Annotated in this window: 20 protein-coding genes and 1 tRNA gene; 10 read left to right on the top strand and 11 right to left on the bottom strand. The window is 63.2% G+C overall.

What is annotated here, in order from left to right; genetic code table 11:
* Position 1 precedes the first annotated feature (1 nt).
* Complete coding sequence (locus QO034_RS00950) at positions 2–319, top strand: hypothetical protein (protein WP_284483618.1); 318 nt, start codon at positions 2–4, stop codon at positions 317–319.
* Here the strand turns inward: QO034_RS00950 and QO034_RS00945 are convergent.
* Both QO034_RS00945 and QO034_RS00940 read right to left on the bottom strand, forming a co-directional pair.
* Positions 316–1,521 carry a winged helix-turn-helix domain-containing protein gene (locus QO034_RS00945; RefSeq protein WP_284483617.1) on the bottom strand — a complete coding sequence of 402 codons (1,206 nt, stop codon included), beginning with the start codon at positions 1,519–1,521 and terminating at the stop codon, positions 316–318. The two genes, QO034_RS00950 and QO034_RS00945, sit on opposite strands and share 4 nt — an antisense overlap.
* The gene (locus QO034_RS00940; protein WP_284483616.1) at positions 1,518–2,543 is read right to left on the bottom strand and encodes a LacI family DNA-binding transcriptional regulator; all 1,026 of its coding nucleotides are present in this window, start codon (positions 2,541–2,543) and stop codon (positions 1,518–1,520) included. The genes QO034_RS00945 and QO034_RS00940 overlap by 4 nt, the downstream gene beginning before the upstream one ends.
* Positions 2,544–2,827: 284 nt before the next feature.
* On the opposite strand from QO034_RS00940, the gene QO034_RS00935 reads away from it, so the two are divergent.
* From QO034_RS00935 to QO034_RS00925, 3 genes are all read left to right on the top strand, one after another.
* Positions 2,828–2,904, top strand: a tRNA-Arg gene (locus QO034_RS00935).
* Between the two features lie 190 nt (positions 2,905–3,094).
* The gene (locus QO034_RS00930) at positions 3,095–4,258 is read left to right on the top strand and encodes an efflux RND transporter periplasmic adaptor subunit (RefSeq protein ID WP_284483615.1); all 1,164 of its coding nucleotides are present in this window, start codon (positions 3,095–3,097) and stop codon (positions 4,256–4,258) included.
* A gap of 13 nt (positions 4,259–4,271) precedes the next feature.
* Positions 4,272–7,373 (top strand): efflux RND transporter permease subunit, encoded by a 3,102-nt coding sequence (locus QO034_RS00925; protein WP_284483614.1) that lies wholly within the window; start codon positions 4,272–4,274, stop codon positions 7,371–7,373.
* A 113-nt stretch (positions 7,374–7,486) separates the two neighbouring features.
* On the opposite strand, the gene gyrB is transcribed toward QO034_RS00925, so the two are convergent.
* The 7 genes from gyrB to mutM form a co-directional block, all read right to left on the bottom strand.
* Positions 7,487–9,904: a DNA topoisomerase (ATP-hydrolyzing) subunit B gene (gene gyrB, locus QO034_RS00920; RefSeq protein ID WP_284483613.1), complete on the bottom strand. Its 2,418-nt coding sequence runs from the start codon at positions 9,902–9,904 to the stop codon at positions 7,487–7,489.
* Between the two features lie 161 nt (positions 9,905–10,065).
* Complete coding sequence (gene recF, locus QO034_RS00915) at positions 10,066–11,160, bottom strand: DNA replication/repair protein RecF (protein WP_284483612.1); 1,095 nt, start codon at positions 11,158–11,160, stop codon at positions 10,066–10,068.
* 57 nt (positions 11,161–11,217) lie between these two features.
* Entirely contained in the window at positions 11,218–12,336 is a 1,119-nt protein-coding gene (dnaN, locus tag QO034_RS00910; RefSeq protein WP_284483611.1) for a DNA polymerase III subunit beta, read from the bottom strand.
* A 222-nt stretch (positions 12,337–12,558) separates the two neighbouring features.
* Positions 12,559–13,917 carry a chromosomal replication initiator protein DnaA gene (dnaA, locus tag QO034_RS00905; RefSeq protein WP_284483610.1) on the bottom strand — a complete coding sequence of 453 codons (1,359 nt, stop codon included), beginning with the start codon at positions 13,915–13,917 and terminating at the stop codon, positions 12,559–12,561.
* Positions 13,918–14,465: 548 nt separating this feature from the next.
* On the bottom strand, positions 14,466–14,729 hold the full coding sequence (gene rpsT, locus QO034_RS00900; protein ID WP_284483609.1) for a 30S ribosomal protein S20: 264 nt from the start codon (positions 14,727–14,729) through the stop codon (positions 14,466–14,468).
* Positions 14,730–14,908: 179 nt separating this feature from the next.
* Complete coding sequence (locus tag QO034_RS00895) at positions 14,909–15,685, bottom strand: enoyl-CoA hydratase (RefSeq protein ID WP_284483608.1); 777 nt, start codon at positions 15,683–15,685, stop codon at positions 14,909–14,911.
* Between the two features lie 65 nt (positions 15,686–15,750).
* Positions 15,751–16,602, bottom strand: coding sequence for a bifunctional DNA-formamidopyrimidine glycosylase/DNA-(apurinic or apyrimidinic site) lyase (mutM, locus tag QO034_RS00890; protein ID WP_284483607.1), 852 nt, complete (start codon positions 16,600–16,602; stop codon positions 15,751–15,753).
* 85 nt (positions 16,603–16,687) lie between these two features.
* Here mutM and ubiE point away from each other — a divergent pair, with 85 nt between their 5' ends.
* Complete coding sequence (gene ubiE / locus QO034_RS00885; protein ID WP_284483606.1) at positions 16,688–17,440, top strand: bifunctional demethylmenaquinone methyltransferase/2-methoxy-6-polyprenyl-1,4-benzoquinol methylase UbiE; 753 nt, start codon at positions 16,688–16,690, stop codon at positions 17,438–17,440.
* Position 17,441: 1 nt separating this feature from the next.
* A complete protein-coding gene (gene ubiB, locus QO034_RS00880; RefSeq protein ID WP_284483605.1) occupies positions 17,442–18,974 on the top strand; it encodes a 2-polyprenylphenol 6-hydroxylase in 1,533 nt (510 codons plus the stop codon).
* A 99-nt stretch (positions 18,975–19,073) separates the two neighbouring features.
* On the opposite strand, the gene QO034_RS00875 is transcribed toward ubiB, so the two are convergent.
* Positions 19,074–20,249 (bottom strand): acetyl-CoA C-acyltransferase family protein, encoded by a 1,176-nt coding sequence (locus QO034_RS00875; protein WP_284483604.1) that lies wholly within the window; start codon positions 20,247–20,249, stop codon positions 19,074–19,076.
* Positions 20,250–20,472: 223 nt separating this feature from the next.
* Between QO034_RS00875 and QO034_RS00870 the strand changes: the two genes are divergently transcribed.
* The 4 genes from QO034_RS00870 (at position 20,473) to QO034_RS00855 (ending at position 24,404) form a co-directional block, all read left to right on the top strand.
* Positions 20,473–21,045 (top strand): helix-turn-helix domain-containing protein, encoded by a 573-nt coding sequence (locus tag QO034_RS00870; protein WP_284483796.1) that lies wholly within the window; start codon positions 20,473–20,475, stop codon positions 21,043–21,045.
* 94 nt (positions 21,046–21,139) lie between these two features.
* Positions 21,140–22,327 carry a glycine C-acetyltransferase gene (locus QO034_RS00865; RefSeq protein ID WP_284483603.1) on the top strand — a complete coding sequence of 396 codons (1,188 nt, stop codon included), beginning with the start codon at positions 21,140–21,142 and terminating at the stop codon, positions 22,325–22,327.
* Entirely contained in the window at positions 22,324–23,361 is a 1,038-nt protein-coding gene (tdh, locus tag QO034_RS00860) for an L-threonine 3-dehydrogenase (protein WP_284483602.1), read from the top strand. Before QO034_RS00865 ends, tdh begins: the two co-directional genes overlap by 4 nt.
* An 86-nt stretch (positions 23,362–23,447) precedes the next feature.
* Positions 23,448–24,404 carry a PLP-dependent cysteine synthase family protein gene (locus QO034_RS00855; protein ID WP_284483601.1) on the top strand — a complete coding sequence of 319 codons (957 nt, stop codon included), beginning with the start codon at positions 23,448–23,450 and terminating at the stop codon, positions 24,402–24,404.
* Here the strand turns inward: QO034_RS00855 and QO034_RS00850 are convergent.
* Positions 24,401–25,129 carry a metallophosphoesterase gene (locus QO034_RS00850; RefSeq protein WP_284483600.1) on the bottom strand — a complete coding sequence of 243 codons (729 nt, stop codon included), beginning with the start codon at positions 25,127–25,129 and terminating at the stop codon, positions 24,401–24,403. The two genes, QO034_RS00855 and QO034_RS00850, sit on opposite strands and share 4 nt — an antisense overlap.
* Positions 25,130–25,157: the final 28 nt, after the last annotated feature.

Raw genomic sequence — 25,157 nt, 5'->3', positions numbered from 1 at the left:
CATGCCTATCCGCTCCGCGCTGGTTCTCGGCGGTGGCCCGACGGGCGTGGACATCGCGATGATCCACGAAGGCGCGCTGATGCTGGCGGATGGGACGGCGCGGACCGCCGCCGATATCGACCTCGTATCGGTCGCCGGACTGGGCTTTCCCTCAGACCGGGTCGGGGTGATGGCCTATGGCGACGCAAGAGGCATGAGCTGGATCACCGAACGGCTTGACGTTCTGTCGGGCCGGGATCTGATCGCCTGGTCCGACAGCCCGCTGATCGCGGACTGCGGAAGGACGGGGAGAAGGTTCGCGGACTGGGGCAAGGCCTAGATCGGTTCCCGTAACCAGTTGGCCGCGAAATCCACCTCTGCCAGCCCGGTAAAACGGGCGATCCGGTCGAGTTCCGACGCCAAGCGCCGGTTGCGGCCATCGGACCATCGGACACTGCGTTCCGGCCAGAAGGCGGTGACAGTCAGCCGGCCGGAGTCGCGTCGCGCTTTCATGTCGATCCGTCCGACCAGGCTGTCACCTTCCAGGACCGGAAACACATAATAGCCATAGGTGCGTTTGGGCGCGGGCACGAAGACCTCGATGCGATAGTGAAAACCGAACAGGCGCTGGGCGCGGTTCCGGTCCCGCAAGACCGGGTCGAACGGGCTGAGCACGCGCACACGGCCCGGTGGCGGAGCGATTTCTGCGGCGATTTCCGCAGCGTCCGGCCGCGTGATGCAGCGGCGGCTGGTGCCGTCGGCATTGATCACATCCAGCGGCATGATTTCTCCGCTGCGCAATTTGCGGTCGCACCATGCCTTTGCCTCTGCTGGGGTCACGGTCGCCCAGAACGCCGCCAGTTGGCCGGATGTCGCGAACCCGAGGCGATCCAGCGCCGCGTTGCACAGCCAGTCGATCGTCTCGTCCGGATCGGGATCGTTCTGCATGCCGGTGTCGATCACACGTTCCGTCAGGTCATAGCGTTTCTGAAACCCGTCCCGGCCAACGACCGTCAACGCACCGCTGCGCCACAGGTATTCCAGCGCGGTCTTGGACGGATGCCAGTCCCACCAACCGCCGTTTCCCTTTTTCTCGTCGGTTCCGACATCCGCGGAACACACCGGGCCATGGTCGCGGACATGTTGCAGAACGGTGTGGAACCGGTCTTCGAAACCGTCGCGCCGCCAGTTTCGCCAGCGCGCCTTTAAGGCTTCCGCATCCCGCCGGAACCGCAACCGCCAATGCGGGTAGAAGTCCATCGGGATCATCGCGGCGTCGTGCGTCCAATGTTCGAACAACGCCCGATCCCGCTCATAGAGCCGCTTGAGATTAGGTGTGCGATAGGTCGGGCGGCGCGAATACAGGATCATGTCATGCGCGCGCGCGACCGTGTTGATGCTGTCGAGCTGGACGAACCCCAACCGGTGGATCAACCCGTGAAGATCGTCGCCTTTCGCCCTCCCGGCGGGCGGCTCGGCCAGCGCATGCCGGTCCATGAACAGCCGGCGTGCGGCGCGGTTTTCAAGCCGGGCCGCTGTCACCGTCTTTTCAGCGTGTCGCCATAGGCGATGGTCGGCGCAAGAACCACTTTGGTTTCCACCGGGTCCGGCGGATCCGACAGCTGCGCGGCGATGATCTCCGCGGCGCGACGCCCGATCTCGAGCCTGCAGGCGTCCATCGTCGCCAATTGCCGTGGCAGGCCCTGCAACAACTCGACACCGTTGAAGCCGGCCAGACCGATCTGTCCGGGAATGTCGATCCCCTGATCCAGCAGGTAGAGCAACCCGCCCGCGCCAATCATGTCGTTGGAATAATACAGGAAATCGAGTTCCGGGGACCGGGACAGCATGTCCTGGGTCATTTCGCGCCCCTTGGCGAGCGCGGAACCACCGGAATAAAATGCGCGGTCTTCGATCTCGACGCCGTTCTTGGCCAGAACTTCGGTGAAACCTTCGAACCGCTTGCGGGCACGGTGGTCCAGCGGCATCTTGGTGCCCATGAAACCGATGTGACGATAGCCGGCCTTCAGGATCGCCGACGCCATTTCCCGTCCCGCGCGCCGGTGCGAAATGCCGACCATCGCATCGATGGGGATCCCGTCGGTATCCATGATCTCCACCACCGGGATTCCGGCGGCCTTCAGCATGGCCCGGCTCGCTTCGGAATGTTCCAGCCCGGCGATGATCACGCCCGAAGGGCGCCAGGACAGCATCTCATAGAGAACCTTTTCCTCTTTTTCGGGCATGTAATCCGTCACGCCGACGACCGGTTGCAACTCTGTATCTTCCAGAACCTGATTGATGCCGGTCAGGACCTCCGGGAACACCATGTTGGACAGGGACGGGATGATGACCGCAACGAGATTGACGCGGTTTGACGCCAGCGCCCCGGCAATCTTGTTGGGAACGTAGCCCAGCGCCTTGGCCGCCGCCAGGACCTTGGTCCTCGTCGTGTCGGAGACATCGCCCCGATTGCGCAGGACGCGGCTCACCGTCATCTCGGACACCCCCGATGCTTCCGATACGTCGCGAAGGGTCAGGGGGCGTTTGGAATCAAGCGACACGGTCAGGGCTTTCGATATTGTTTGGGCACGATGTTATCGCGAACAAACCTTTGTGATCAACAGCGGTCAAGCAATCCGCAGCATGCCCGATGTCCGCTTTTGGCGCCGGATCCCCGCAAGGCGCGCCCGCCGGTTCAAATGTGGCGCCGAAGACCGGTCCGGGATGTTCTGGCGGCCAGGAAGATCCGCCGCCCTTGGGGGCGATTTTTCGGAAATTGGGCTTTGAATCGAAGGCTGAAACAGATTACTGAGACGTGCGGCGCGATTTGCGCGCCGCATGGCATGGCCCTGTGGCTCAACTGGATAGAGCAGTCCCCTCCTAAGGGACAGGTTGCAGGTTCGAACCCTGCCAGGGTCACCAATCCACCTGCGGACCGCCGGGAATTTCGCGACTTTGCGGCCAGTGTGGCGTCTGTTCGTTGGGCCTTGATCGGATTGCACTCTTGTCTGGCGATGCAATAAGATCCTTGCTGTCGATTGGCCCGGATGACTTTTCCGCAAACGTGCTATCATCTGTTTCGGACCAGTGACCCCCGCAGGGAGAGTATGACTTGATAGCTATTTTGCGACAGATACTGATCGGCATGGCCGTGTTTGCCGTGGCGTTCTATGTCTGGGTCACTTACGTGCCTGCCGCCGGGGCGTTTCTCGACCGGTTGGGAGTTCTCGCCTTGCTGGGTATTGAAGCGGAACAATCCGGAACCCAGAACGCGTCCGGGCAAGAACAGCAAAGCCCACAGCGGGAGCTGGTCGTCGTTTCGTCCGTAGAAGACCGCGCCCTGACCGATCATGTGACCGCCATCGGCGACGGGCGGGCGAACAAGTCGGTGACGGTCCGATCCGAAGCGGTGGGCCGCATAACCATGATCGCGCCGGAATCCGGCAGCCGTGTGGAAGAAGGCGCCGTGCTTGTGCGGCTCGACGACGAAGCGGAAACCATCGCGCTGGAAAAGGCGCGCATCCTACTTGAAAATGCGCAGGACGAGGAACGCAGGGTCGCCCGGCTCGGCACGTCCGGGGCGGTGACCGAAGTCCGCCTGCGCGAAACCGAGCTGGAACTGCGCACGGCCGAACTCGCCTTGCGCCAGGCGCGGTTCGACCTGAGCCAGAGAAACGTGGTTGCTCCGATTTCGGGCTGGGTCGGGATCATCGACAATGAAGTCGGCGACCGGGTATCGGCACAGGAAACGCTGTTCATCATCACCGACCGGTCGCAGATCCTGATCGACTTTCGGGTGCCGGAAAGGGTGATCGGAAAGATGTTCGTCGGAATGCCGATCAAGATCATGCCGCTGGGCTTGCGTGATCTGGTTCTCGACGGTGAAATCAGTGCCATCGACACGATCGTCGACCGGACCAGCCGCACGCTTCGCGTGCAGGGGCGGGTCGACAACAGCGAAGACCAGTTGCGCGTCGGCATGGCCTTTTCCGTCAGCCTGTCCTTTCCCGGTGAAACCCTTCTTGCGGTCGATCCCCTGGCGCTGCAATGGTCGGGCGACGGGTCTTTCGTCTGGCGGGTGACGGATGGCCGGGTGGAATCCGTTCCGGTCCGCATCCGAAAACGCGACAGCGCAACCGTGCTGGTCGAAGGCGCGCTCGAACCGGGTGATCTGGTGGTGACGGAGGGTGTCCAGAACCTGCGCCCCGGCACCGAGGTGATCGTCGCGGACGAAGCCACGGCGCAGCAGGTTCTGCTGCCTTCGGCGAAATTGTGAGGCCGAGTCCCTCATGACACGCAGAGGTCCAGCCGGCGACGCGTCGAACTCAAAAACCGCCCTTTTCGTGCGGCGCCCCATTCTCGCCTTCGTGCTGAACGCGCTGATCGTTCTGGCCGGCGTCGCCGGCCTGTTCGGGGCCGAAATCCGCGAATTGCCGAACGTGGACCGCCCGGTTGTGACGATCACCACGCCATTTCCGGGCGCGTCGCCCGAAACCGTCGATCAGGAACTGACAGGGCGGATCGAAGGCGCCGTCGGGCGGGTGTCCGGCGTGCGGACAATTTCATCGAATTCCCGATATGCCCGCAGCCGCGTAACGGTCGAGTTCCAGGAGAACGTCGATATCGATGTGGCGGCGACCGATGTCCGCGATGCGGTATCGCGGATCGTGAACGATCTGCCCGAAGACGCCGAGAACCCGCAGATCGTCAAGGCGGACGCCAATGCCGACCCGATCATGCGCATCGCCGTGACGTCCTCGGGGCGTTCGCCGCAGGAACTGACGCAGATCGTTCAGGACCGCATCGAGGATCAGATCATATCGATCAACGGGGTCGCGGATCTTCAGATCTACGGCGACAGGGAACCGATCTTTCGCGTCGATATCGATCTTCTGGAACTGGCGAGCCGCGGGCTGACCCTTGCCGACCTGCGCGGCGCATTGTCGGACGCCGCCTTTGACGCGCCGGCCGGCGATCTTGCCGGCACACGCCAGTCGATCAATGTTCGCACCACCGCGACGGTCGCGTCTCCCGCGGGTTTCGAAGCCCTGAGGATTGCCGACGATGTCCTGCTTGGCGATGTCGCGAACGTTACGCTGGGCCCGGCGCCCAATGAAACCGTGCTGCGCGCGAACGGACGATCCGGGCTGGGCATGGGCGTGATCCGGCAGGCGACGTCCAACACGCTGGAGATTTCGGCGGCCGTCCGGGCCGAGATCGCCGAGCTCAACCGGACGCTGCCCGACGATATCGACATTTTCGTGACGTCGGATGACGCGCTGTTCATTCAGGGGTCGATCGACGAGGTGCTCAAGACGCTGGGGCTGGCGGTTCTGATCGTCGTCGCCGTGATCTACCTGTTCCTGAGAGACGTCCGGGCCACGATGATACCCGCCCTGACCTTACCTGTGGCTCTGGTGGGCACTCTCGCCGCGATCTACCTGGTCGGTTTCTCGATCAATATCCTGACCCTTCTGGCACTGGTTCTCGCCACCGGGATGGTGGTCGATGACGCCATCGTTGTGCTGGAAAACATCGTCCGCCGCCGTGCGGAAGGCATAGGCCCCCGCGCCGCCGCGGTTCTGGGAACGCAGCAGGTGTTCTTTGCCGTCGTCACGACGACCGCCACCCTGGCGGCGGTTTTCGTGCCCTTGTCTTTCCTGCCGGGACAAGCTGGCGGGCTGTTCCGGGAATTCGGATTCACCCTGGCGATGGCGGTAATGCTGTCCTCGGTCGTGGCGCTGACCCTGTGCCCTGTCCTGGCCAGCCGTCTTCTGAGCAGCCCGATCGAAACGGAGCAGCGCGGACCGATGGTGTGGCTGGGAAACAGGCTGGCGGCATTCTATGCCCTGACACTGCGCGCGGCGCTGGCGGTGCCCTTGGTGGTGGTTCTGGTGGCCGTCCTGTTCGCAGTGACGGCCGGGTTTCTGGCCGGCGGGATCAAGCAGGAACTGACCCCGCCCGAGGATCGCGCGGTCGTGTTGCTGCGGGTGACAGCGCCCCAGGGCGTTTCGCTCGACTACACGATCGACAAGATGCGGCAGATCGAGGACGCGGTTCAGCCCCTTCGTGAGTCCGGAGAGATCACCAATGTCTTTTCGATAACGGGGTTTGGGGCAAAGAACCGCGGCTTCATGGTTTTCACCCTGTCGAAATGGGCGGACCGCGAAAGGTCTCAGCAACAGATCGTTTCCGACATCAATGCACGGCTGTCCCGGATCATCGGAATCCGCGCTTTCGCGATCCAGCCCAACAGCCTGGGCATTCGTGGAGCCGGCCGCGGGCTCAGTTTCGCCGTAACGGGCGACAACTATGCGCAGCTGGCGGACGTGTCGGACCGGCTGGTCGCGAGGCTCCAGCAGAATCCGGCGATGGGGCAGGTCAGACTGGAATATGAAACGACTCAACCGCAGCTGTTCATCGAAATCGACAGGGAGCGCGCATCAGACCTCGGTATCGACATTTCCGGCCTGGGGCAGGCGCTGCGGGCGGTTCTGGACGGCAACAGCATCGGGTCGGTTTTCGTGAACGACACCAGCTTTGACATCCAGCTGCTGTCGACCGCCAACCCGGTGGACGATCCGGGCGATCTCGAGAACATTTTCGTGCAGGCCGGCAGCGGCCAGATGGTTCCGATGTCCAGTTTCGTTCACCTGATCGAAAGGCCCGTGGCCCCGGAACTGGATCGGGAAGGTCAGAACCGGTCCGTCGAAATCTCTGCGGGGCTGACGCCGCAGATGTCGCTGGGCGATGCGATGAACGAAGTGCGTGACGTGGCCGAGGATATTCTCGCTGAACAGAACCGCCTGGTCCCGCTGGCCGAAGCGGCGACGCTCGATCAGACGAATGCCGGTCTTTTCCTGACCTTCGGTTTCGCCATCCTTGTCGTTTTTCTGGTGCTGTCGGCGCAGTTCGAAAGTTTCGTGTCGGCTGTGGTGGTCATGGCGACCGTGCCGATCGGGCTGGCCTGTGCGATCATTGCCCTGTTGTTCACCGGACTCAGCCTGAACGTCTACAGCCAGATCGGCCTTGTGATGCTGATCGGCATCATGGCCAAGAACGGTATCCTGATCGTCGAATTCGCCAACCAGCTTCGTGACGCCGGACGGGATGTCGGCGAAGCCATCTTCGAATCCTCGACGGTCCGGTTGCGTCCGGTGATGATGACGATGACATCGACCGTCCTTGGCGGGGTGCCGTTGATCCTGTCGTCCGGGGCCGGGGCCGAAGCGCGGGAGGCGCTGGGATGGGTTATCGTCGGCGGTCTTGGTCTGGCAACCCTGTCGACGCTATACCTGACCCCCGTCGCTTACCTGCTTCTGGCCGGGCTGTCCAAACCCAGGGTCGCCGAAGAACAGCGCCTGGTCCGGGAACTGGATGCGGCAAGTTAGTTCGGTGATCGCACCGGTCGGCGCGTTTTCCCCGGACGATCCGGACTTGCCAGAAAGGCGCGACTCGCCCCTGGACCGGGACGCCGACCGTGCAATGCGATCAGCGCCGTGCCTCAGAAGTCCAGATTTTCCACGCTCAACGCGTTCTTCTGGATGAATTCGCGGCGCGGTTCCACCACATCGCCCATGAGCTTGGTGAAGAGATCGTCGGCTTCGACCATATCGTCGATCTTGACCTGAAGCAGCGTGCGCGCGTCGGGATCCAGCGTCGTTTCCCACAACTGGCCGGGGTTCATCTCGCCGAGGCCCTTGTAGCGCTGCAGCGAGAGGCCTTTCTCGCCTTCCTCGAGGATCGCGGCCAGAAGGCCGAGCGGGCCATAGATCGTCTGGCTGCGGTCCTTGCGGACGAGGGTCGCCGGGGTCGCGTAAGTATCCTGCAAGCTCTGCGTGAAACTGCCGGTCTTGCGCGCTTCGCCCGAGCGCAGCATCGGGCCGTCGAGCGTGCGCACCTCTTCGACGCCGCGCAGGATCCGGGCGAGCCGGATGCCGTGATCCTGGGTGATCCGCCCTTGCCAGCCGCGTTCGTATTCCAGCGCGATCAGGTCGAGACGCGCCGCGACCTTGTCGGCCGCACCCTGCAGGTCGGCATCGACCGCGCCGGGCACGAAACCGCCGGCGATCGCCGCCTGTTCGAGGATGTGGCGCGGGTAATGGGTGGGGAATGCGTCGAGCACCCGTTTCAACTGCCGCGCCTCCTCGACCACGCGCAGCAGGTCCTGGCCCGCGATTTCCTCGCCCGAGCCGAGCCGCAGCAGCGCGCCGTCGACGCCTTGATGGATCAGGTAGTTGTCCATCTCGGCCTGGTCCTTGAGATAGGTCTCGGACTTGCCGCGGCTGACCTTGTAGAGCGGCGGCTGGGCAATATAGAGGTATCCGTTCTCGATCAGTTCGGGCATCTGGCGATAGAAGAAGGTCAAAAGCAGCGTCCGGATATGCGCGCCGTCCACGTCCGCATCGGTCATGATGACGATCTTGTGGTAACGCAGCTTCTTGATATCGAATTCGTCCCGCCCGATGCCGGTGCCGAGCGCCATCACCAGGTTGCCGATCTCCTGGCTGCCCAGCATCCGGTCGAAACGGGCGCGTTCCACATTCAGGATCTTGCCCTTGAGCGGCAGGATCGCCTGGGTCTGGCGGTCGCGCCCGGTCTGGGCCGAGCCGCCGGCGCTGTCGCCCTCGACCAGGAAGAGTTCGGTCTTGGCCGGGTCCTTTTCCGAACAATCCTTGAGCTTGCCGGCCAGGAAGTTCACGTCCATCGCCGTCTTGCGGCGTGTCAGTTCCCGTGCTTTCCGGGCGGCTTCGCGCGCCAGGGCCGCTTCGATGATCTTGCCGACGATGACCTTGGCCTGGTTCGGGTGTTCCTCGAACCATTCCGACAGTTTTTCGTAGACCAGGCCTTCCACCGCGGGCCGCACTTCGGAACTGACAAGCTTGTCCTTGGTCTGGCTCGAGAACTTGGGGTCCGGAACTTTCACCGACAGCACACAGGTCAGGCCTTCGCGCGCATCGTCGCCGGTGAAATTGACCTTCTCCTTCTTCGCAATGCCGCTGGTCTGGGCATAGGCGTTTATCGTCCGCGTCAGCGCACCCCGAAAACCGGCCATATGCGTGCCGCCGTCCCGCTGCGGGATGTTGTTGGTAAAGGGCAGCACCGTTTCGTGATAGCTGTCGTTCCACCACATGGCGACCTCGACGCCGATGTCGTCCTTTTCGCCGGTGATGAAGATCGGTTCGTCCATCACGGAACTCTTGGACCGGTCGAGGTATTTGACGAACTCGCGCACACCGCCTTCGTAGAACAATTCGCTGCGCAGGGGTTCCACCGGGCGTTCGTCGGTCAGGATGATCCGCACGCCGGAATTCAGGAAGGCCAGTTCGCGAAGGCGGCGTTCCAGAACTTCGAACGAATAGTCGAGGTTGGAGAACGTCTCTGTCGATGCGAGAAAACGCACCTCTGTGCCGGTGCGCCCGCCGGACTCCCCGACAACCCGCAGGTGTTCGGCGGTTTCGCCGTTCTCGAAACGCGCGTAATGTTCCTTGCCATCGCGCCAGATGCGCAGTTCGAGCCAGATGGAAAGCGCGTTCACCACCGACACGCCGACGCCATGCAGGCCGCCCGAAACCTTGTAGGAGTTGCTGTCGAATTTCCCGCCCGCGTGCAACTGGGTCATGATGACCTCGGCGGCGGAAACGCCTTCTTCCTCGTGGATGCCAACCGGGATTCCGCGGCCGTTGTCGCTCACCGAAACGCTGGAATCCGCATGGATCGTCACGGTCACGGCATCCGCATGACCGGCCAGCGCCTCGTCGATGCCGTTGTCCACGACCTCATAGACCATGTGGTGCAGGCCGGACCCGTCATCGGTGTCTCCGATGTACATGCCGGGACGCTTGCGGACGGCTTCTAACCCTTTGAGAACCTTGATCGAATCCGCGCCATATTCTTCCGGCTTCTTGGTGACTTCGGACATCCGCCATTTCCTTGTTATTCTGACGTTTTAATACGGCTTATTGATGGGGATGTCACGCATGTGCCCCATATTTTGTGGTCCGGGACACGACAGGCCGAGGCCGCACGGAACGGGACTCCGAATGGTGTCCGGCAAGGGGCTGGCGGGGTTGCCGGCGGGATTCAGAAAGGTGCGACCGTGGACTCGCCGGCCTGATCGGTCACGCGGAGAAACTGCGCTCTTGTTCCCAGGTCCGCGAACAGGTCCGCCTCGGTTCCGGTCATCCACGCCTGCGCGCCAAGCGCGCAGATCTCGTCATAAAGCGCGGCACGGCGGTTCACGTCCAGATGCGCGGCCACCTCATCCAGCAGCAGGATCGGCGGTTCGCCGATCCGCGCAGCCAGCGCCCGCGCATTCGCCAGGATGAGCGATACCAGCAGGGCTTTCTGCTCGCCCGTCGAACAATCCCGCGCGGGCACGCCCTTGGCCGCATATACGCCATACAGATCCGCCCGGTGCGGTCCGACAAGGGTCCGGCCCGCAGCCAGATCGCGAAACCGGCTTTCCGCAAATGCGTCGCGCAAGTCGCCTTCGGTTTCCGGCATCGACCCTTCGGTCTGGACCAGTTCCAGTTCCGCAACCGGAAACGAGGTTTCGGCCTGATCCTGCGCTTGTCGCAGCAGGTCCAGGGCGGCAACCCTGTTCCGGTGGATCATATGGCCTGCCTTGGCCATTCTCGCTTCCAGGGCGCCATACCACGCCATGTCCCGAACCTGATCCTTGAGCAGGCGGTTGCGTTCCCGCATCGCCTTTTCGTAATCGAGTGCCGCATCCGCATGGGCGGGTTCGAAACTCAGTGTGAGGCGGTCGAGAAACCGCCTGCGCCCATCCGCTCCTTCGATCCAGAGCCGGTCCATCGCCGGGATCAGCCACAGGATTCGGGCCACGGAACCGAGTGCGACCTGACTTGCCATCTTCTCATCGATCCGGACCTGACGCGCGGCGCCAGCCTCGGACCAGGTTTCGATCTCGTGGATGCGCCCAAAGGACTGGACAAGCCCGGTCAGCTTCCAGCCGAGCGCTTCGGGGCGGCGCGTCATGTCCTCGGCGCTGGCCCGGCGAAAACCGCGTCCCGGAGACAGGATCGATATGGCTTCGAGAATGTTGGTCTTGCCGGCTCCGTTCGGGCCGACAATGGCCACGGGGCGTTCATCGACCGCGATCCGGGCGGACTTGTGGGACCGAAGATGCGAAAGGGTCAATGCCGTCAGGTGCACGCCGACTCTGCCCCGTGCCTTCTGTGCGGGGATGGTTCCGCCGGAGCCGGGAGATCCCTATACGCGCATCGGCATGACGACATAGATCGCGCTTTGATCGTTGCCTTCGCGCATCAGCGTCGGGTCGCCCGCGGAGTTGAACATGAACACCGCGTTCTCCCGATCGACCTGGCTGGCGATTTCGAGCAGATACTTGGCATTGAACCCGATTTCCAACCGTTCATCGCCATAGGCCACGGCCAGTTCTTCCTCTGCCGCGCCGCTGTCGGGGGCGTTGACTGACAGGATCAGCCGATCCTCGTCAAGTTGCAGCTTGACCGCACGGGACCGTTCCGACGAAACCGTCGCGACCCGGTCCACGGCCTGCGCGAACTCGCTGGCATCGACTTCGAGCCGTCGGGTATTTCCCTGCGGAATGACCCGCGTGTAGTCGGGGAAGGTTCCGTCGATGACCTTGGACGTCAGGATGATGTCCGGCGTGGCAAAGCGGATCTTGGTTTCGCTGACGGACACCGCGATGGACATGTCATCGTCATCCAGAAGTTTGCGCAACTCCCCGACTGTCTTGCGCGGAACGATGACGCCGGGCATGTCCGCCGCCCCCTGGGGCAGGTCCGCATCGATCCGGGCCAACCTGTGGCCGTCCGTCGCGACACAGCGCAATACCTTGCCGCCATCGGCGTCCGCCACGTGCATGTAGACGCCGTTGAGATAATAGCGGGTCTCTTCCGTAGAAATCGCGAATTTCGATTTGTCGAACAGTCGGCGCAAGACCGCTGCGGGCGCGGAGAAATTGCATTCGTATTCCGACGAGGCCATCACGGGGAAGTCCTCCTTCGGCAGCGTCGCGAGCGAGAAATTCGACCGGCCCGCCTCCACGGTCAGACGGCCGGCTGCGCTGTCGGCGGTCAGCGTCACCAGCGCCCCGTCAGGAAGTTTCCGGACGATCTCGTGCAGGGTCGTGGCGGCGACCGTAGTGGCACCGGGCCGTTCGACCATGGCGGCGGCCTTGTCGACGACCTCGATATCCAGGTCGGTTGCGCGGAACTGAACCTGATCGCCTTCGGCTTCGATCAGCACGTTGGCGAGGATCGGTATCGTGTTGCGGCGTTCCACAACCGACTGCGCCTGTGACACGGCCTTCAGAAGCGCGCCGCGTTCGATGCTGATCTTCATTTCGTTCGATCCTCTGTTGGGCCGGGAAGGGCAACGTAGCGGTTTGCCTCGTCAGCACAAGGTTTTTGTCAATTTGTCCGATGGAATGATTCGGGCGTCAAGGGGCTGACCAAAGGCATTTGCCATCTATGGCTTTGCGGCAATTCCGGCGCAGGACAGAGGCCCGAAACGAAAAAGGAGGCGCTGGTCCTGGCGCCCCCTTTGGTCCGCGGGTTCGGGAATTCAGGCTTCCAGCGCGCGCCGCAGCATTTCCACGTCCTCGGCAATCTGACCGTCGGTGAGTTTCAGTTCCTCTATCCGCTTGCAGCCATGCATGACCGTGGTGTGATCGCGACCGCCGAAACGACGCCCGATTTCGGGCAGGCTCCGGCTGGTCAGCTGCTTTGACAGATACATCGCGACCTGCCGGGGACGTGCGTAGGATCGCAGGCGTTTGGGGCCGATCATGTCGCTCAGGCGGATGTTGTAGTAATCCGACACCCGGCGCTGAATCTCTTCGACCGTGATCTTGCGTTCGGAGGCGCGCAGAACGTCGGCAAGACAATCCTGCGTCAGCTCCATGTCGATCTCGCGTCCGACGAGCGACGCAAAGGCGAACAGGCGAGTCAGCGCGCCTTCGAGAACGCGGACGTTGGTCGAAATCCGGTGCGCCAGGAATTCCAGAACGCCGTCGGCGATCTCAAGGCCCGGATAGGACCCGCGATACTGCTGCACCTTGGTTTGCAGAATGCCGAGGCGGAGTTCGTAGTCGGTGGGATGCAGGTCCACCACGAGACCGCATTGAAGGCGGGATCTTACCCGGTCCTCCAGGTCCTTGATTTCACCCGGAGCCCTGTCCGCCGAAATGATGATCTGCTTGTTCTGGTCGACCAGCGCGTTGAAAGTGTGGAAAAATTCTTCTTGAGTGCTGTCCTTGCCGGCGATGAACTGAACGTCATCGACCATCAGCACGTCGACGGACCGGAACAGGACCTTGAAATCCATCATCTTGCGTTCGCGCAGAGCCTGGACAAATCGGTACATGAACTGTTCCGCGGACAGGTACAGTACGTTCAGTTCCGGTTTCCGGGCGCGCAATTCCCAGGCGATCGCATGCATCAGGTGGGTCTTGCCGAGCCCGACGCCGCCATAAAGGACCAGGGGGTTGAAGGTGACGGGTCCGCCTTCGCTGACCCGACGGGCCGCCGCATGGGCCAGTTCATTGGGTTTTCCGACGACGAAACTGTCAAAGGTAAAACGGGGATCGAGCGGGGCGGCCTGCAGTTCATCCAACGGCGCCGGCGAAGTGTCCTGCGGAGTCTCGGGCGCGGCGACCCGCGTAGAGGGGCGCGCCGCCACATTGGCGGCAACCTGGAAAGACACCCGCTGAACCTTGGCGCCTGCCGTGTTCAGTTCATACAGGATCAGGTCCGCGAAATTCTGGCTCACGTAGTTGCCCATGAAGTTCGTCGGCACATTGAATGTCGCGACTCCGTCCTGCACTTCGGAAAAGACAAGTGGTTCGATCCAAGTGGTATAGTTGTTCTGGCCGACTGTCTTCAGCAGCCGTTGTCTGAGTTGGCCCCATTTTTCTTGTGTCATTCAGCGCCTCACGCATCCCCAATAGCGGCCTTGCGGCCTGTCCCTTTGATTGACCGGAGCAGATCCGGTAGGATTCACGCCGCACGGAAGCACTGCGCCAACCGTAAGGATGGCACCGCATGCGCTGTCAGTTCGCGCTGCAGTTGTGTTGATAGCCGCCGATGATCATGTCTGAAATGACATGTCGACCGACAAACTACCGTTACACACTCATGTTATGACAGGGCCGCGTTTCGGTAGATACCGATAGATGCAGCAGGCTGAAGCGGTTGGTATGGCAGCCGAACCGTTCAACAAAAGTTAACGTTTGAAACCGATGCCCGTCGGTTTCGAACCCTAACCGCCTGTCCCCCCAAGCAAGTGAATCGCTGCAACAGTGGTAGCAATTTAGGAGCACAAGCGGCAATCAAACTCTGTTGTTGACTCGGGTTTTGCACACAAAGAATCTGTCGGCGGAAAAACGCCGGTCAACCCTCGGTGGTCAACAAAAAAGGCGCTGCACCTGCAACGCCTTTTGATTACTCGCTTTTTAACGGTCTGGTCCGGGATCAACCCAGGGCTTTGACCCGCGACGCCAGACGCGACATTTTGCGAGAGGCGGTGTTCTTGTGGAAAACGCCCTTGGAAACACCGCGCATCAGCTCGGGCTGGGCGGCGCGAAGCGCTTCGGTTGCGGCATTTTTGTCACCGGAGGCGATTGCCTCCTCGACCTTGCGCAGGAACGTGCGAATCCGCGACCGACGTGCCTTGTTGACGGCAAAGCGGGTTTCGTTCTGACGGGCTCTTTTCTTGGATTGCGGCGAATTGGCCATTCTATCAAACCTTCATTCGAGTTGCTTCATTTCATCTGCGCAATGGGCAACACGATCCGAAGGATGATCCGACGGTGTGATTCTAGCCTGAGCGGGCCGCACGCGCATGTATGGCGTGGCTCGTATCCAAGATTTGCGGTCTTGCCAAGCCGAAACTTGTCCGCCAACGCTTGGCCGGGTCACTTGTCGCGGAATTGCGCCGTTCGTTTCTCAAGAAACGCGGCCATGCCTTCCTTCTGATCCTCGGTCGCGAACATCGAATGAAACACCCGGCGTTCGAACAGAATGCCCTCTGACAGGGTCAGTTCGTAGCTGCGGTTCACCGCCTCCTTGGCGGCCATCACGGTCATGCGGGACTTTTCCGCGATCTTCTGGGCGGCGCTCATGGCTTCTTCCATCAGCTTCTTGGCCGGAACGACCCGGCTGACCAGCCCGCTGCGTTCCGCCTCTTCCGCGGTCATGAAACGGCCGGTCAGGTTCATGTCCATCGATTTCGACTTGCCGACGAAACGCGTCAGCCGTTGCGTTCCGCCCATTCCGGCAATCACCCCAAGGTTGATTTCAGGTTGCCCGAACTTGGCGGTATCCGCTGCGATGATGAAGTCGCACGCCATTGCCAGTTCGCAACCGCCGCCCAGGGCATAGCCGGAGACCGCGGCAATGATCGGCTTCCGAATCTTTGCGATGCGGTCGCTTGCATCGGCGAACAGATTGATCGTAAAGACATCTCCGAAACTCATCGTCGACATTTCCTTGATGTCGGCGCCGGCGGCAAAGGCTTTTTCCGACCCTGTAACGACGATGCAGCGCGCCTTGTCGTTGGCATCGGCCTCTTCAAGAGCCTGGCAGAGTTCCCGTAGAAGTTGAGTGTTCAATGCGTTCAACGCATCGGGTCGGTTCAATCTGATCAGGGCAACGTGATCTTCGGTTTCAACGCTGATCGTCTCAAAGGCCATGGAATCCGCTTTCGATTGTTCCCGTTCAGGCCCGACTCCTTAACATGCAATCGCAAGGGTTCAAGTTATCTTTGGCATTGCGCGCAATAGAAAGTGGATCGTCCGGACTGGATGATTCGCCTGATGGGCGCGCCGCAACCGGGGGTGTGGCAGGGTTCGCCCGCGCGGCCATAGACGTCGAATGAGTGCTGAAAATACCCGAGCTCCCCATCGGCCTGGCGGAAATCGCGCAGGGACGATCCCCCGGCTTCGATGGCTTCGTTCAGGACCTGCCGGATCGTCGGGACAAGCGCGGCCACGCGGATCCGGGAAATGCCGTCAGCCCGGCGGCGCGGCGAGATACCGGCGCGGAACAGGGCTTCGCAAACATAGATATTGCCAAGCCCCGACACGACCTTCTGGTCCAGAAGCACCGATTTGACCGGACTCCGCCGACCCCGGAACGCCTCTGTCAGGTGCTGTTCGTGGAACCCGTTGCCCAGCGGTTCCGGCCCGAGGACCGAAAGCAGCTTGTGCCGGTCCGCCGTCGCCGTCTGCAACAGGTCCATGGCCCCGAAACGGCGCGGATCGTTGAAGGTGATCCGCGCGCCGTTGGCCATGTGCAGAACGACGTGATCATGTTTCTGTGCGGCGGGATGGTCATGCTCGAACCGACCCAGGGGATCGCCGGATACCGTCATGCGGCCGGACATGCCAAGGTGGATCAACAGGGTTTCCCCATTGTCCAGATCGGCCAGGATGTATTTGGACCGCCGCCTGAGACGCAGAACCGTCCGCGACATCAGGCGGGCCGCCATGTTCGGAGGAAACGGCCAGCGCAGGTCCGGGCGGTTGACCTCTGCAAGCAGGATCGCCTGACCTTCCATTGCCGGGGCCAATCCCCGCCGGACGGTTTCAACCTCTGGCAATTCCGGCATTCTGTCTCTTCATGTCCAAGGGGACGCATTGTGCCTGTCCCTGACGCCCTATAACAAAGTCGAAACTGCAAGGCGACAAGTTCCAATGACGAACGATACCGACAAGACCACCCATTTCGGCTCTGAAACCATTCCGGAGGATGAAAAGGCCGGGCGTGTGCAGGGCGTGTTCAATTCGGTCGCCTCGCGCTATGACATCATGAACGACGTGATGAGCGCGGGTATCCATCGCCTCTGGAAAGACGCGATGATGGATTGGCTGGCGCCGCGCCCGGGGCAGAGGCTGCTGGACGTGGCGGGCGGCACCGGCGACATATCGTTTCGGTTCCTGAAACGGGCGGGGGCCGGCCATGCGACGGTGCTCGACCTGACGGAACCCATGCTGATCGAAGGCCGCAAGCGCGCCGATGCGGAACGGATGGCCGAAAATCTCGACTGGATCGTCGGCGACGCCATGGCGCTGCCGTTTCCGGACAACACGTTCGATGTCTATACGATCAGTTTCGGAATTCGCAATGTCACCCGCCCGCAGGTGGCGCTGAACGAAGCCTATCGCGTCCTGCGGCCCGGCGGTCGCCTGATGGTGCTGGAGTTCAGCCAGTTGCCAAACGACGGGTTGCAGAAACTTTACGATCTCTACAGTTTCAACGTCATTCCGCGCATGGGCCAGATGATTGCCGGTGATCGCGACAGCTATCAATATCTGGTGGAATCGATCCGCAATTTTCCCGACCAGGAGACGTTTCTCGCCATGGTCCGCGCTGCCGGATTCGAAAACGCGAAATACCGGAACCTGAGCATGGGCATCGCCGCGCTGCACTCCGGCTGGAAACTCTGAAATGCGCGGACCCCACAATATCATCCGCCTGGTCCGGACAGGCGCAACACTCGAACGGACCGGGGCCATGAACGTGGTGCTGGACGCTTTCGAAGCGCCCAGGCCGCTGCGGTTCGTCGCGCACGCGCTGGGCAAGCCGTTCAGATGGCTCGGCTACAAGGGCGATCCGTCGATGCCGCCGGCGACCCGCGCCTTGACCGCGCTGGGGCCTGCCTACATCAAGTTCGGGCAGGTTCTGTCCACCCGGCCCGACGTGGTCGGGCAGGATCTGGCGGACCAGTTGCGCGTTCTGCAGGACAAGCTGCCGCCGTTTCCGGTCGATGTGGCCAAGGCCGAAGTGGCCAGGGAACTGGGCCAACCGGTGGACCGGATGTTCTCGGAATTCAGCGAATCGATCGCGGCCGCATCCATCGCTCAGGTGCACAAGGCGCGGCTTGCGGACTCCGGCGACATGGTGGCGGTCAAGGTTCTGCGGCCGGGCATCGAACGGGCGTTTCGCAAGGATGTGGATGCGTTCTATTTCGCGGCGCGCATCGTGGAGCTTTTCGCGCCCGGCGCCCGGCGCCTGCGTCCGATGGACGTGATCGAACACTTCGACGGGGTCGTGCGAGGAGAACTGGACCTGCGGCTGGAAAGCTCCGCCGCGTCCGAATACGCCGCCAATACCAAGGATGACGAAGGTTTCCAGCTGCCGCCGATCGTCTGGAGCCTGTCCGCCCGGCGCGTCATGACGCTTGGGTGGGCCGACGGCGTCCCGCTCGGGGACAACGCCGCCATCGATGCGGCCGGGCACGATCGCCGGGCGCTCAGCGAAAGGGTGCTGAAACTGTTCCTTCTGCATGCCCTGCGCGACGGCTACTTCCATGCCGACATGCATCAGGGCAATCTCAAGGTCGCCCCGAACGGCGATATTGTCGCCTATGATTTCGGGATCATGGGCCATATCGACGAATACACCCGCAGGGTCTATGCGGAGATCCTGTTCGGGTTCATCCGGAAGGACTACAAACGTGTCGCCGAGGTGCATTTCGAAGCCGGCTATGTTCCGGCAGACAAGGACGTGGACGAATTCGCCCGCGCCCTGCGCGCGGTGGGGGAACCCATCTTCGGCATGGACGCCACCCAGATTTCGATGGGGCGGCTGCTCAGCTACCTGTTCGAGGTCACGGAGCGGTTCGGTATGGAAACCCGGACCGAACTGATCCTGTTGCAGCGGACCATGGTCGTCGTCGAAGGCGTGGCGCGGTCTCTGGACCCGCACATGAACATCTGGCAGGTCGCCCGCCCCGTCGTCGAGGATTACATCAAGCAGTCCATCGGCCCGAAGGCGGTCGCCGGCGATCTGGCCCGCACCGCGCGCGTTCTGGCCCGCTTCGGGCCGCGCCTTCCCACTCTGGTGGAGCGGGCGCTGATCCGGCAGGCAATGCCGCCGGAAAAGCCGCGCGGGCCTGGCTGGGGTAAGCTTCTGGCGGCGGCGGTCGGCGGAGCGATCTTTGGCGCGGCGATCTTGTTCTCGCTCGGAACGCTGCTCTAGGATCGGTATCCCCGCGAACTTCCTCTTGCGAAAAAAACTCTCGGGGGTGAATTGGTCGAAGACCAAGAGGGGGCGGAAAGCCCCCTCCGGCCGTTTCCGTCAGAGCATCTCGATGGCCAGGGCGATGCCTTGGCCGCCGCCGATGCACATGGTGATCAGACCCTTCCTGCCACCGGTCCGCTCCAGTTCGTAAAGCGTCTTGACCGTGATGATGGCCCCGGTCGCGCCCACCGGATGACCAAGGGCGATGGCTCCGCCGTTGGGATTGACCTTGGCCGGGTCGAGGCCGAGTTCCTTGTTCACCGCGAGCGCCTGCGCCGCGAAGGCCTCGTTGCTTTCGATCACGTCGAAATCGCCGATCGAAAGGCCGGTGCGCTTCAGCAGGTTCTGCACCGCGGGAATCGGGCCGATCCCCATCACTTCCGGGCGCACGCCGGCATGGGCATAGCCAAGGATGCGCGCCTTCGGTTTCAGACCGGCCCGGTTGGCGGCCTCCGCCGTCGCCATGACGATGGCCGCCGCCCCGTCGTTGATGCCGCTGGCGTTCCCGGCCGTGACCGTGCCGTCCTTCTTGAATACGGTGCGCAGCCCGGCCAGGGCTTCGGCGGTCGTCGCCTTGGGATGTTCGTCCACCTTGAAATCGACCATGTCGCGGCGGACCTTGACCTGGACGGGGGCGATCTGGCTCTCGAACAGACCGGCTTCGATGGCCGCCGCCGCCCGCGTCTGGCTGCTCAGCGCAAAGGCGTCCTGTTCTTCGCGGGTGATCTGGTGTTCGCTGGCGACGTTTTCCGCTGTCACGCCCATATGGCCGGTTCCGAAGGGGCAGTTCAGGGCGCCCAGCATCATGTCGAGCGTCATCACGTCGCCCATTTTTGCTCCCCAACGCTGCTGCGGAATGATGAAAGGGCTGCGCGACATGCTTTCCGCGCCGCCCGCCAGGGCGAATTCCGCATCCCCCAGCATCAGCGACTGGACTGCGGACACGATGGCTTGCGCGCCGGAACCGCAGAGGCGGTTCACGTTCATCGCCGGGGTCGCTTCCGGGATACCGGCCTGCATGGCGGCAACACGGCTCAGATACATATCGCGGGGTTCGGTGTTGATCACGTGGCCGAACACGACATTTCCGATCTGCCCGCCTTCCACGCCGGAACGTTCCAGGGCGGCTTCGCTGGCGACCGTGGCCAGATCGATCGGTGCGGTGCTGGCAAGGGCTCCGCCGAATGTGCCGATGGCGGTGCGGGCGCCATCCAGAATGACGATGTCGGTCATGATGGTGATCTTCTCCTCTGATCCCGAAACATGGCCGCGCGGCAAGGGCTGTCCGGACAGGCGTCGGGCTTTTCAACAAGCGGGCGTGTTTGTCTTCCGCCCCCAATGGCCCTCCTCTACACTGCCGCGCCCGCCGCGGAAAGCGGCGTGTCGCCGCGTTACCGCAACTCGCGAGGGGGCCGGAGGATTGACAAACCGTGCTTCCGCACTCCTTCTGTCCGTCATGGTGGAAACCTCTGTCGATATATTATCGCTTCTGCCCGCGCGCCTGAAAGAGGCGCGGCGGTCTCAGGGGCTGTCTCTGGAGGCGGTTGCCAACCTGTCCGGCGTATCGCGTTCGATGGTGAGCCAGATCGAGCGCGGTGAAAGCAGTCCGACCATCGCGACGCTGTGGAACCTGACGCGGGCCTTGCAGGTTGACTTTGCCGGACTGCTGGACGGCGTCGACCAGCCCGACCGGATCGAAGTCCTGCGCGCCGGCGCGGTCCCGAGCATCGACAACATGGGCCGGGATTGCCGGATCCGGATCTTGTCGCCGCCGGAGGAAGCCGGACGCCACGAGATATACGACCTGCGGTTCGGCCCCGGCGGCCATTTGACGAGCCAGCCGCACAGGCAGGGCGCCCGCGAACAGCTGACGGTGATCGAGGGCGCGCTGACCGTCACCTCTGGCCAGGCGCGCGAAGAGCTCGCAGCCGGGGACACGGCCCGTTACGCGGCCGATGTCGCGCACCGTATCGTCGCGGCGGCGGACGGTCCGGCGCGGGCCTTCCTGGTGGTCAAGGATGCGGGGTAATCCGTTGTAGCGGATTTTTTTCCGTTTTTCCGAACTTTCTTGTTTTCAGACCCCTGTCCGTCGTGATAGAACGCCGCCATAGGGAGTTCCGTTCATGTCTACCGCGTTTCTGTCCCACATCGGCGAAACCCTGGCGCAGATCGACGCCGAGGGGCTGACCAAGAACGAGAGGCCGATCTCGTCTCCGCAAGGGGCCGAGATTGATGTCGAAGGCCGCCACGTCATCAATCTCTGTGCAAACAACTACCTCGGGCTCGCCGATCACCCGGCATTGATCGCCGCCGCAGGCGCCGCGATGCAGACCCGCGGGTTCGGAATGGCGAGCGTCCGCTTCATCTGCGGCACGCAGGATCTGCACCGCGACCTCGAACAGCGTCTCGCCGGGTTCCTCGGCATGGACGATTCGATCCTCTTTGCCGCCTGTTTCGACGCCAACGGCGGGCTGTTCGAACCCTTGCTCGGTCCCGAGGATGCGATCGTCTCGGATGCGCTCAACCACGCGTCGATCATCGATGGAATCCGGCTCTGCAAGGCAAAACGCTACCGTTACGCCAACTCGGACATGGCCGATCTCGAAACCCAGCTGCGCAAGGCCCGCGCCGACGGTGCACGCCACGTGATGATCGCCACCGACGGGGTGTTCAGCATGGATGGCTACCTGGCGAGACTGCCGGAAATCCGCGTGCTGGCCGACCGTTTCGACGCGGTTCTGATGGTGGACGATTGCCATGCGACCGGTTTCATGGGGCCGAAGGGCGCGGGCACCCCGGCGCATTTCGGGGTCAAGGCCGATATCCTGACCGGCACGCTTGGCAAGGCCCTGGGCGGGGCGATCGGCGGGTATGTCGCGGGACCGCAGGTGGTGATCGATCTGTTGCGCCAGCGGGCGCGCCCCTACCTGTTCTCGAATTCCCTGCCGCCGTCGATCGTGGCTGCCGGTCTGGAGGCGATCCGGCTGGTGGAGGACGGCGACACCCTGCGCAAGCAGTTGTTTGAAAACGCTGCCTACTGGCGGCGCGGACTCGAGGACCTCGGGTTCCGGTTGCTGGCCGGTGAACATCCGATCGTGCCGGTGATGCTGGGCGATGCGCGACTGGCGCAGGACATGGCGGCGCGGCTGTTTCAGGAAGGCGTCCATGTCTCGGGTTTCTTCTTTCCGGTCGTGCCGCGCGGGCAGGCCCGGATTCGCACCCAGATGAACGCGGCGCTGACGCGGGACGAACTCGACCGCGCGCTGGCCGCCTTTGCGACCGCCGGCAGGGCATTGGGAGTGATCTCATGAGGAACACGATGAAAGCGCTGGAAAAATCGCAATCCGCCGAAGGGCTGTGGATGATCGACGCGCCGGTGCCCGAAATCGGCCCCGACGATGTGCTGATCCGGATCAACAGGACCGGCATCTGCGGCACCGACGTGCATATCTGGAACTGGGACGACTGGGCGCAGAAGACCGTGCCGGTGCCGCTGATCACGGGCCACGAATTCGCGGGCGAGATCGTCGAGATCGGCCGCGACGTCGAGGATCTTCAGATCGGCCAGCGCTGTAGCGGCGAGGGCCACCTGATCGGCCATCACTCGCGGCAGGTGCGCGCCGGAAAGTTCCACCTCGATCCGGAAACCCGCGGTATCGGCGTGAACGAACAGGGCGCGTTCGCGCAATACCTGCGGCTGCCCGCCTTCAACGTGGTGCCGCTGCCGGGCGAGATCAGCGACGATATCGGCGCCATTCTCGACCCGCTGGGCAATGCCGTGCACACCGCGCTGAGCTTCGATCTCGTGGGCGAGGACGTGCTGATCACCGGCGCCGGCCCCATCGGCATCATGGCGGCCGCCGTCGCGCGGCATGTCGGCGCGCGCCACGTGGCGATCACCGACGTGAACCCCGCGCGACTCGACCTCGCCGCCCGCGTCGCGGACGTGGTGCCGGTGAACGTGGCCGAGGAGGATCTCGATGCGGTGATCGCGCGGCTCGGCATGAAACAGGGATTCGACGTGGGCATGGAGATGTCGGGCAACCAGCAGGCGCTCGACCAGATGGTCGAAGCCATGACCATGGGCGGGCGCATCGCGATGCTGGGCATCCCGCCGGGCAAATCCCCGGTCGACTGGTCGCGCATCGTGTTCAAGGCGATCACCATCAAGGGTGTCTATGGCCGCGAGATATTCGAGACCTGGTACAAGATGATCGCCATGCTGCAGAACGGGCTGGACGTGAGCGGGGTGATCACCCACCGCTTTCCGGCCGCGCAATTCGCGGACGGGTTCGCGGCGATGAAATCCGGGCAAAGCGGCAAGGTGGTTCTGGACTGGACCTGAATTGGGGGGCAAGGGGGGCGCTGCCCCCGTCGCCCGTTCCGGGCGACTCCCCCGGAGTATTTTCCCAAAGATGAAGGGAGCAGGAGATGGCTGGCGCGTCGATCGTGGAGGTGATCGGGCGGACACCGTCCGTCTGGCTCGACCGGATGGTTGAAGCGCGCGGACTGGAGGGGCGGATCCTCGCCAAGCTGGATTACCTGAACCCAGGCTTTTCCAAGAAGGATCGCACGGCCCGCGGGATCATCGAGGCGGCGCGCGCCGATGGAACGCTGCAACCGGGGCAGAGCGTCGTCGAACTGACGAGCGGCAACATGGGCACCGGGCTCGCCATCGTCTGCGGTGTGCTGGGCCACCCGTTCGTGGCGGTGATGAGCCGGGGCAATTCGCCCGAACGCGCGCGGATGATGGCTGCGCTCGGGGCCGAGGTGGTGCTGGTCGACCAGGCCCCCGAGAGCGTCCCCGGAGAGGTCTCCGGTGCCGATCTCGCCCTGGTCGAAGAGGAGGCGCGGCGCATCACGGCGGCGTGCGGGGCATTCCGGGCCGATCAGTTCAACCATCCCGGCAACGCGCAGGCGCATTTCGACACCACCGGCCCGGAGCTCTGGGCCGACAGCGAGTGCAGCCTGACCGCCTTTGCCGATTTCGCGGGTTCCGGCGGTACGTTCGGCGGCACCATGCGGGCGCTGAGAAAACGCAACCCTTCCTTGCGCGGCTACGTGGTGGAACCCGAAGGTGCCGCGGCGCTGGCCGGGCAGCCGGTGACGCGACCGGGTCATCCGATCCAGGGCGGCGGCTATGCCATGAGCGACCTGTCGCTGCTCGACGCGGATCTGGTGCAGGGCTACCGAACGGTCAGCGGCGTGCTGGCGCGGGACACCGCGCGGGCGCTGGCACGGGAGGAAGGCATTTTCGCAGGGTTTTCCGCCGGCGCCAATGTCGCCGCCGCGCTGGCGCTTCTGGCCGGCCCCGAAGCCGGTGGGCGCATCGCCGTGGTGATCTGCGACAGCGGTTTGAAATACCTTTCGACCGACCTGTGGCGTTAAGGCACCAGCGGAATCCGTCCGCCCTCGGTCAGGAGCCAGCAATCTGTCCCCTCGAACACCGCCGGGTAGATCGGCCGCCCGTATCCCGCGCCGCCGTCGAGATCGATACGGTTGCCGAAGTGAAACGGCATGTCGAGCGCGGTGTGGCCATGCACCACCAGCCAGGGATGGCGCCGGGTATGTTTCAGGAAGGGATCGCGGATCCAGATCAGGTCGTCCTCGGTCTGCTCGGCCAGCGGCACGCCCGGCGCGATCCCCGCATGTACGAAGAGAAGATCGCCACGCTCCCGATAGACCGGCAGGGTGTTCACATAGTCCAGATGCGCCTGTGGAACCGCCTTGCGGGCCGCCTCGGACAGCAGTTCGGCCGAACCGATCGCCTCGACATCGACCCCGTAGGAGGCCAGAGTCCCCAGCCCGCCCAGCCGGGGATTGAGCCAGCCCAGTCCAGACAGGATACGGGCGTCATGTTCCGTCCCTTCGGTAACGAAGCGATGGAACATGCGGTCGTGATTGCCCTTGAGAACATGCCAGTCGCGCCCGGCGGCCTGTGCCTGCATCAGGCGCTCGATCACGCCCTGGCTGTCCGGGCCGCGATCCACCAGGTCGCCCAGGAAAACAGTTTCGGCCTCGGTCCCGCCATCGGCGGCGATCAGGTCGAGCGCCGCCTCGAGAAAGCCGATCTGGCCGTGAATGTCGCCAATGGCGTAAATCGGGTCTGTCATGGGCGTGGGCTAGCGCAGCCGGACGGCA

The organism is Sedimentitalea xiamensis (assembly GCF_030164465.1).
Taxonomy (GTDB): Bacteria; Pseudomonadota; Alphaproteobacteria; order Rhodobacterales; family Rhodobacteraceae; genus Sedimentitalea; species Sedimentitalea xiamensis.
This window is presented reverse-complemented; position numbering and strand designations above follow the sequence as displayed.

What these genes read in the sequence shown, in the direction of transcription:
- QO034_RS00850 (WP_284483600.1), bottom strand. Translation starts at nt 25,129, where the DNA reads ATGACAGACCCGATTTACGCCATTGGCGACATTCACGGCCAGATCGGC.
- rpsT (WP_284483609.1), bottom strand. Translation starts at nt 14,729, where the DNA reads ATGGCCAATTCGCCGCAATCCAAGAAAAGAGCCCGTCAGAACGAAACC.
- QO034_RS00895 (WP_284483608.1), bottom strand. Translation starts at nt 15,685, where the DNA reads ATGGCCTTTGAGACGATCAGCGTTGAAACCGAAGATCACGTTGCCCTG.
- dnaA (WP_284483610.1), bottom strand. Translation starts at nt 13,917, where the DNA reads ATGACACAAGAAAAATGGGGCCAACTCAGACAACGGCTGCTGAAGACA.
- gyrB (WP_284483613.1), bottom strand. Translation starts at nt 9,904, where the DNA reads ATGTCCGAAGTCACCAAGAAGCCGGAAGAATATGGCGCGGATTCGATC.
- dnaN (WP_284483611.1), bottom strand. Translation starts at nt 12,336, where the DNA reads ATGAAGATCAGCATCGAACGCGGCGCGCTTCTGAAGGCCGTGTCACAG.
- QO034_RS00875 (WP_284483604.1), bottom strand. Translation starts at nt 20,249, where the DNA reads ATGACCGACATCGTCATTCTGGATGGCGCCCGCACCGCCATCGGCACA.
- ubiE (WP_284483606.1), top strand. Translation starts at nt 16,688, where the DNA reads ATGACGAACGATACCGACAAGACCACCCATTTCGGCTCTGAAACCATT.
- QO034_RS00855 (WP_284483601.1), top strand. Translation starts at nt 23,448, where the DNA reads ATGGCTGGCGCGTCGATCGTGGAGGTGATCGGGCGGACACCGTCCGTC.
- QO034_RS00925 (WP_284483614.1), top strand. Translation starts at nt 4,272, where the DNA reads ATGACACGCAGAGGTCCAGCCGGCGACGCGTCGAACTCAAAAACCGCC.
- QO034_RS00865 (WP_284483603.1), top strand. Translation starts at nt 21,140, where the DNA reads ATGTCTACCGCGTTTCTGTCCCACATCGGCGAAACCCTGGCGCAGATC.
- tdh (WP_284483602.1), top strand. Translation starts at nt 22,324, where the DNA reads ATGAGGAACACGATGAAAGCGCTGGAAAAATCGCAATCCGCCGAAGGG.
- QO034_RS00950 (WP_284483618.1), top strand. Translation starts at nt 2, where the DNA reads ATGCCTATCCGCTCCGCGCTGGTTCTCGGCGGTGGCCCGACGGGCGTG.
- mutM (WP_284483607.1), bottom strand. Translation starts at nt 16,602, where the DNA reads ATGCCGGAATTGCCAGAGGTTGAAACCGTCCGGCGGGGATTGGCCCCG.
- ubiB (WP_284483605.1), top strand. Translation starts at nt 17,442, where the DNA reads ATGCGCGGACCCCACAATATCATCCGCCTGGTCCGGACAGGCGCAACA.
- QO034_RS00870 (WP_284483796.1), top strand. Translation starts at nt 20,473, where the DNA reads ATGGTGGAAACCTCTGTCGATATATTATCGCTTCTGCCCGCGCGCCTG.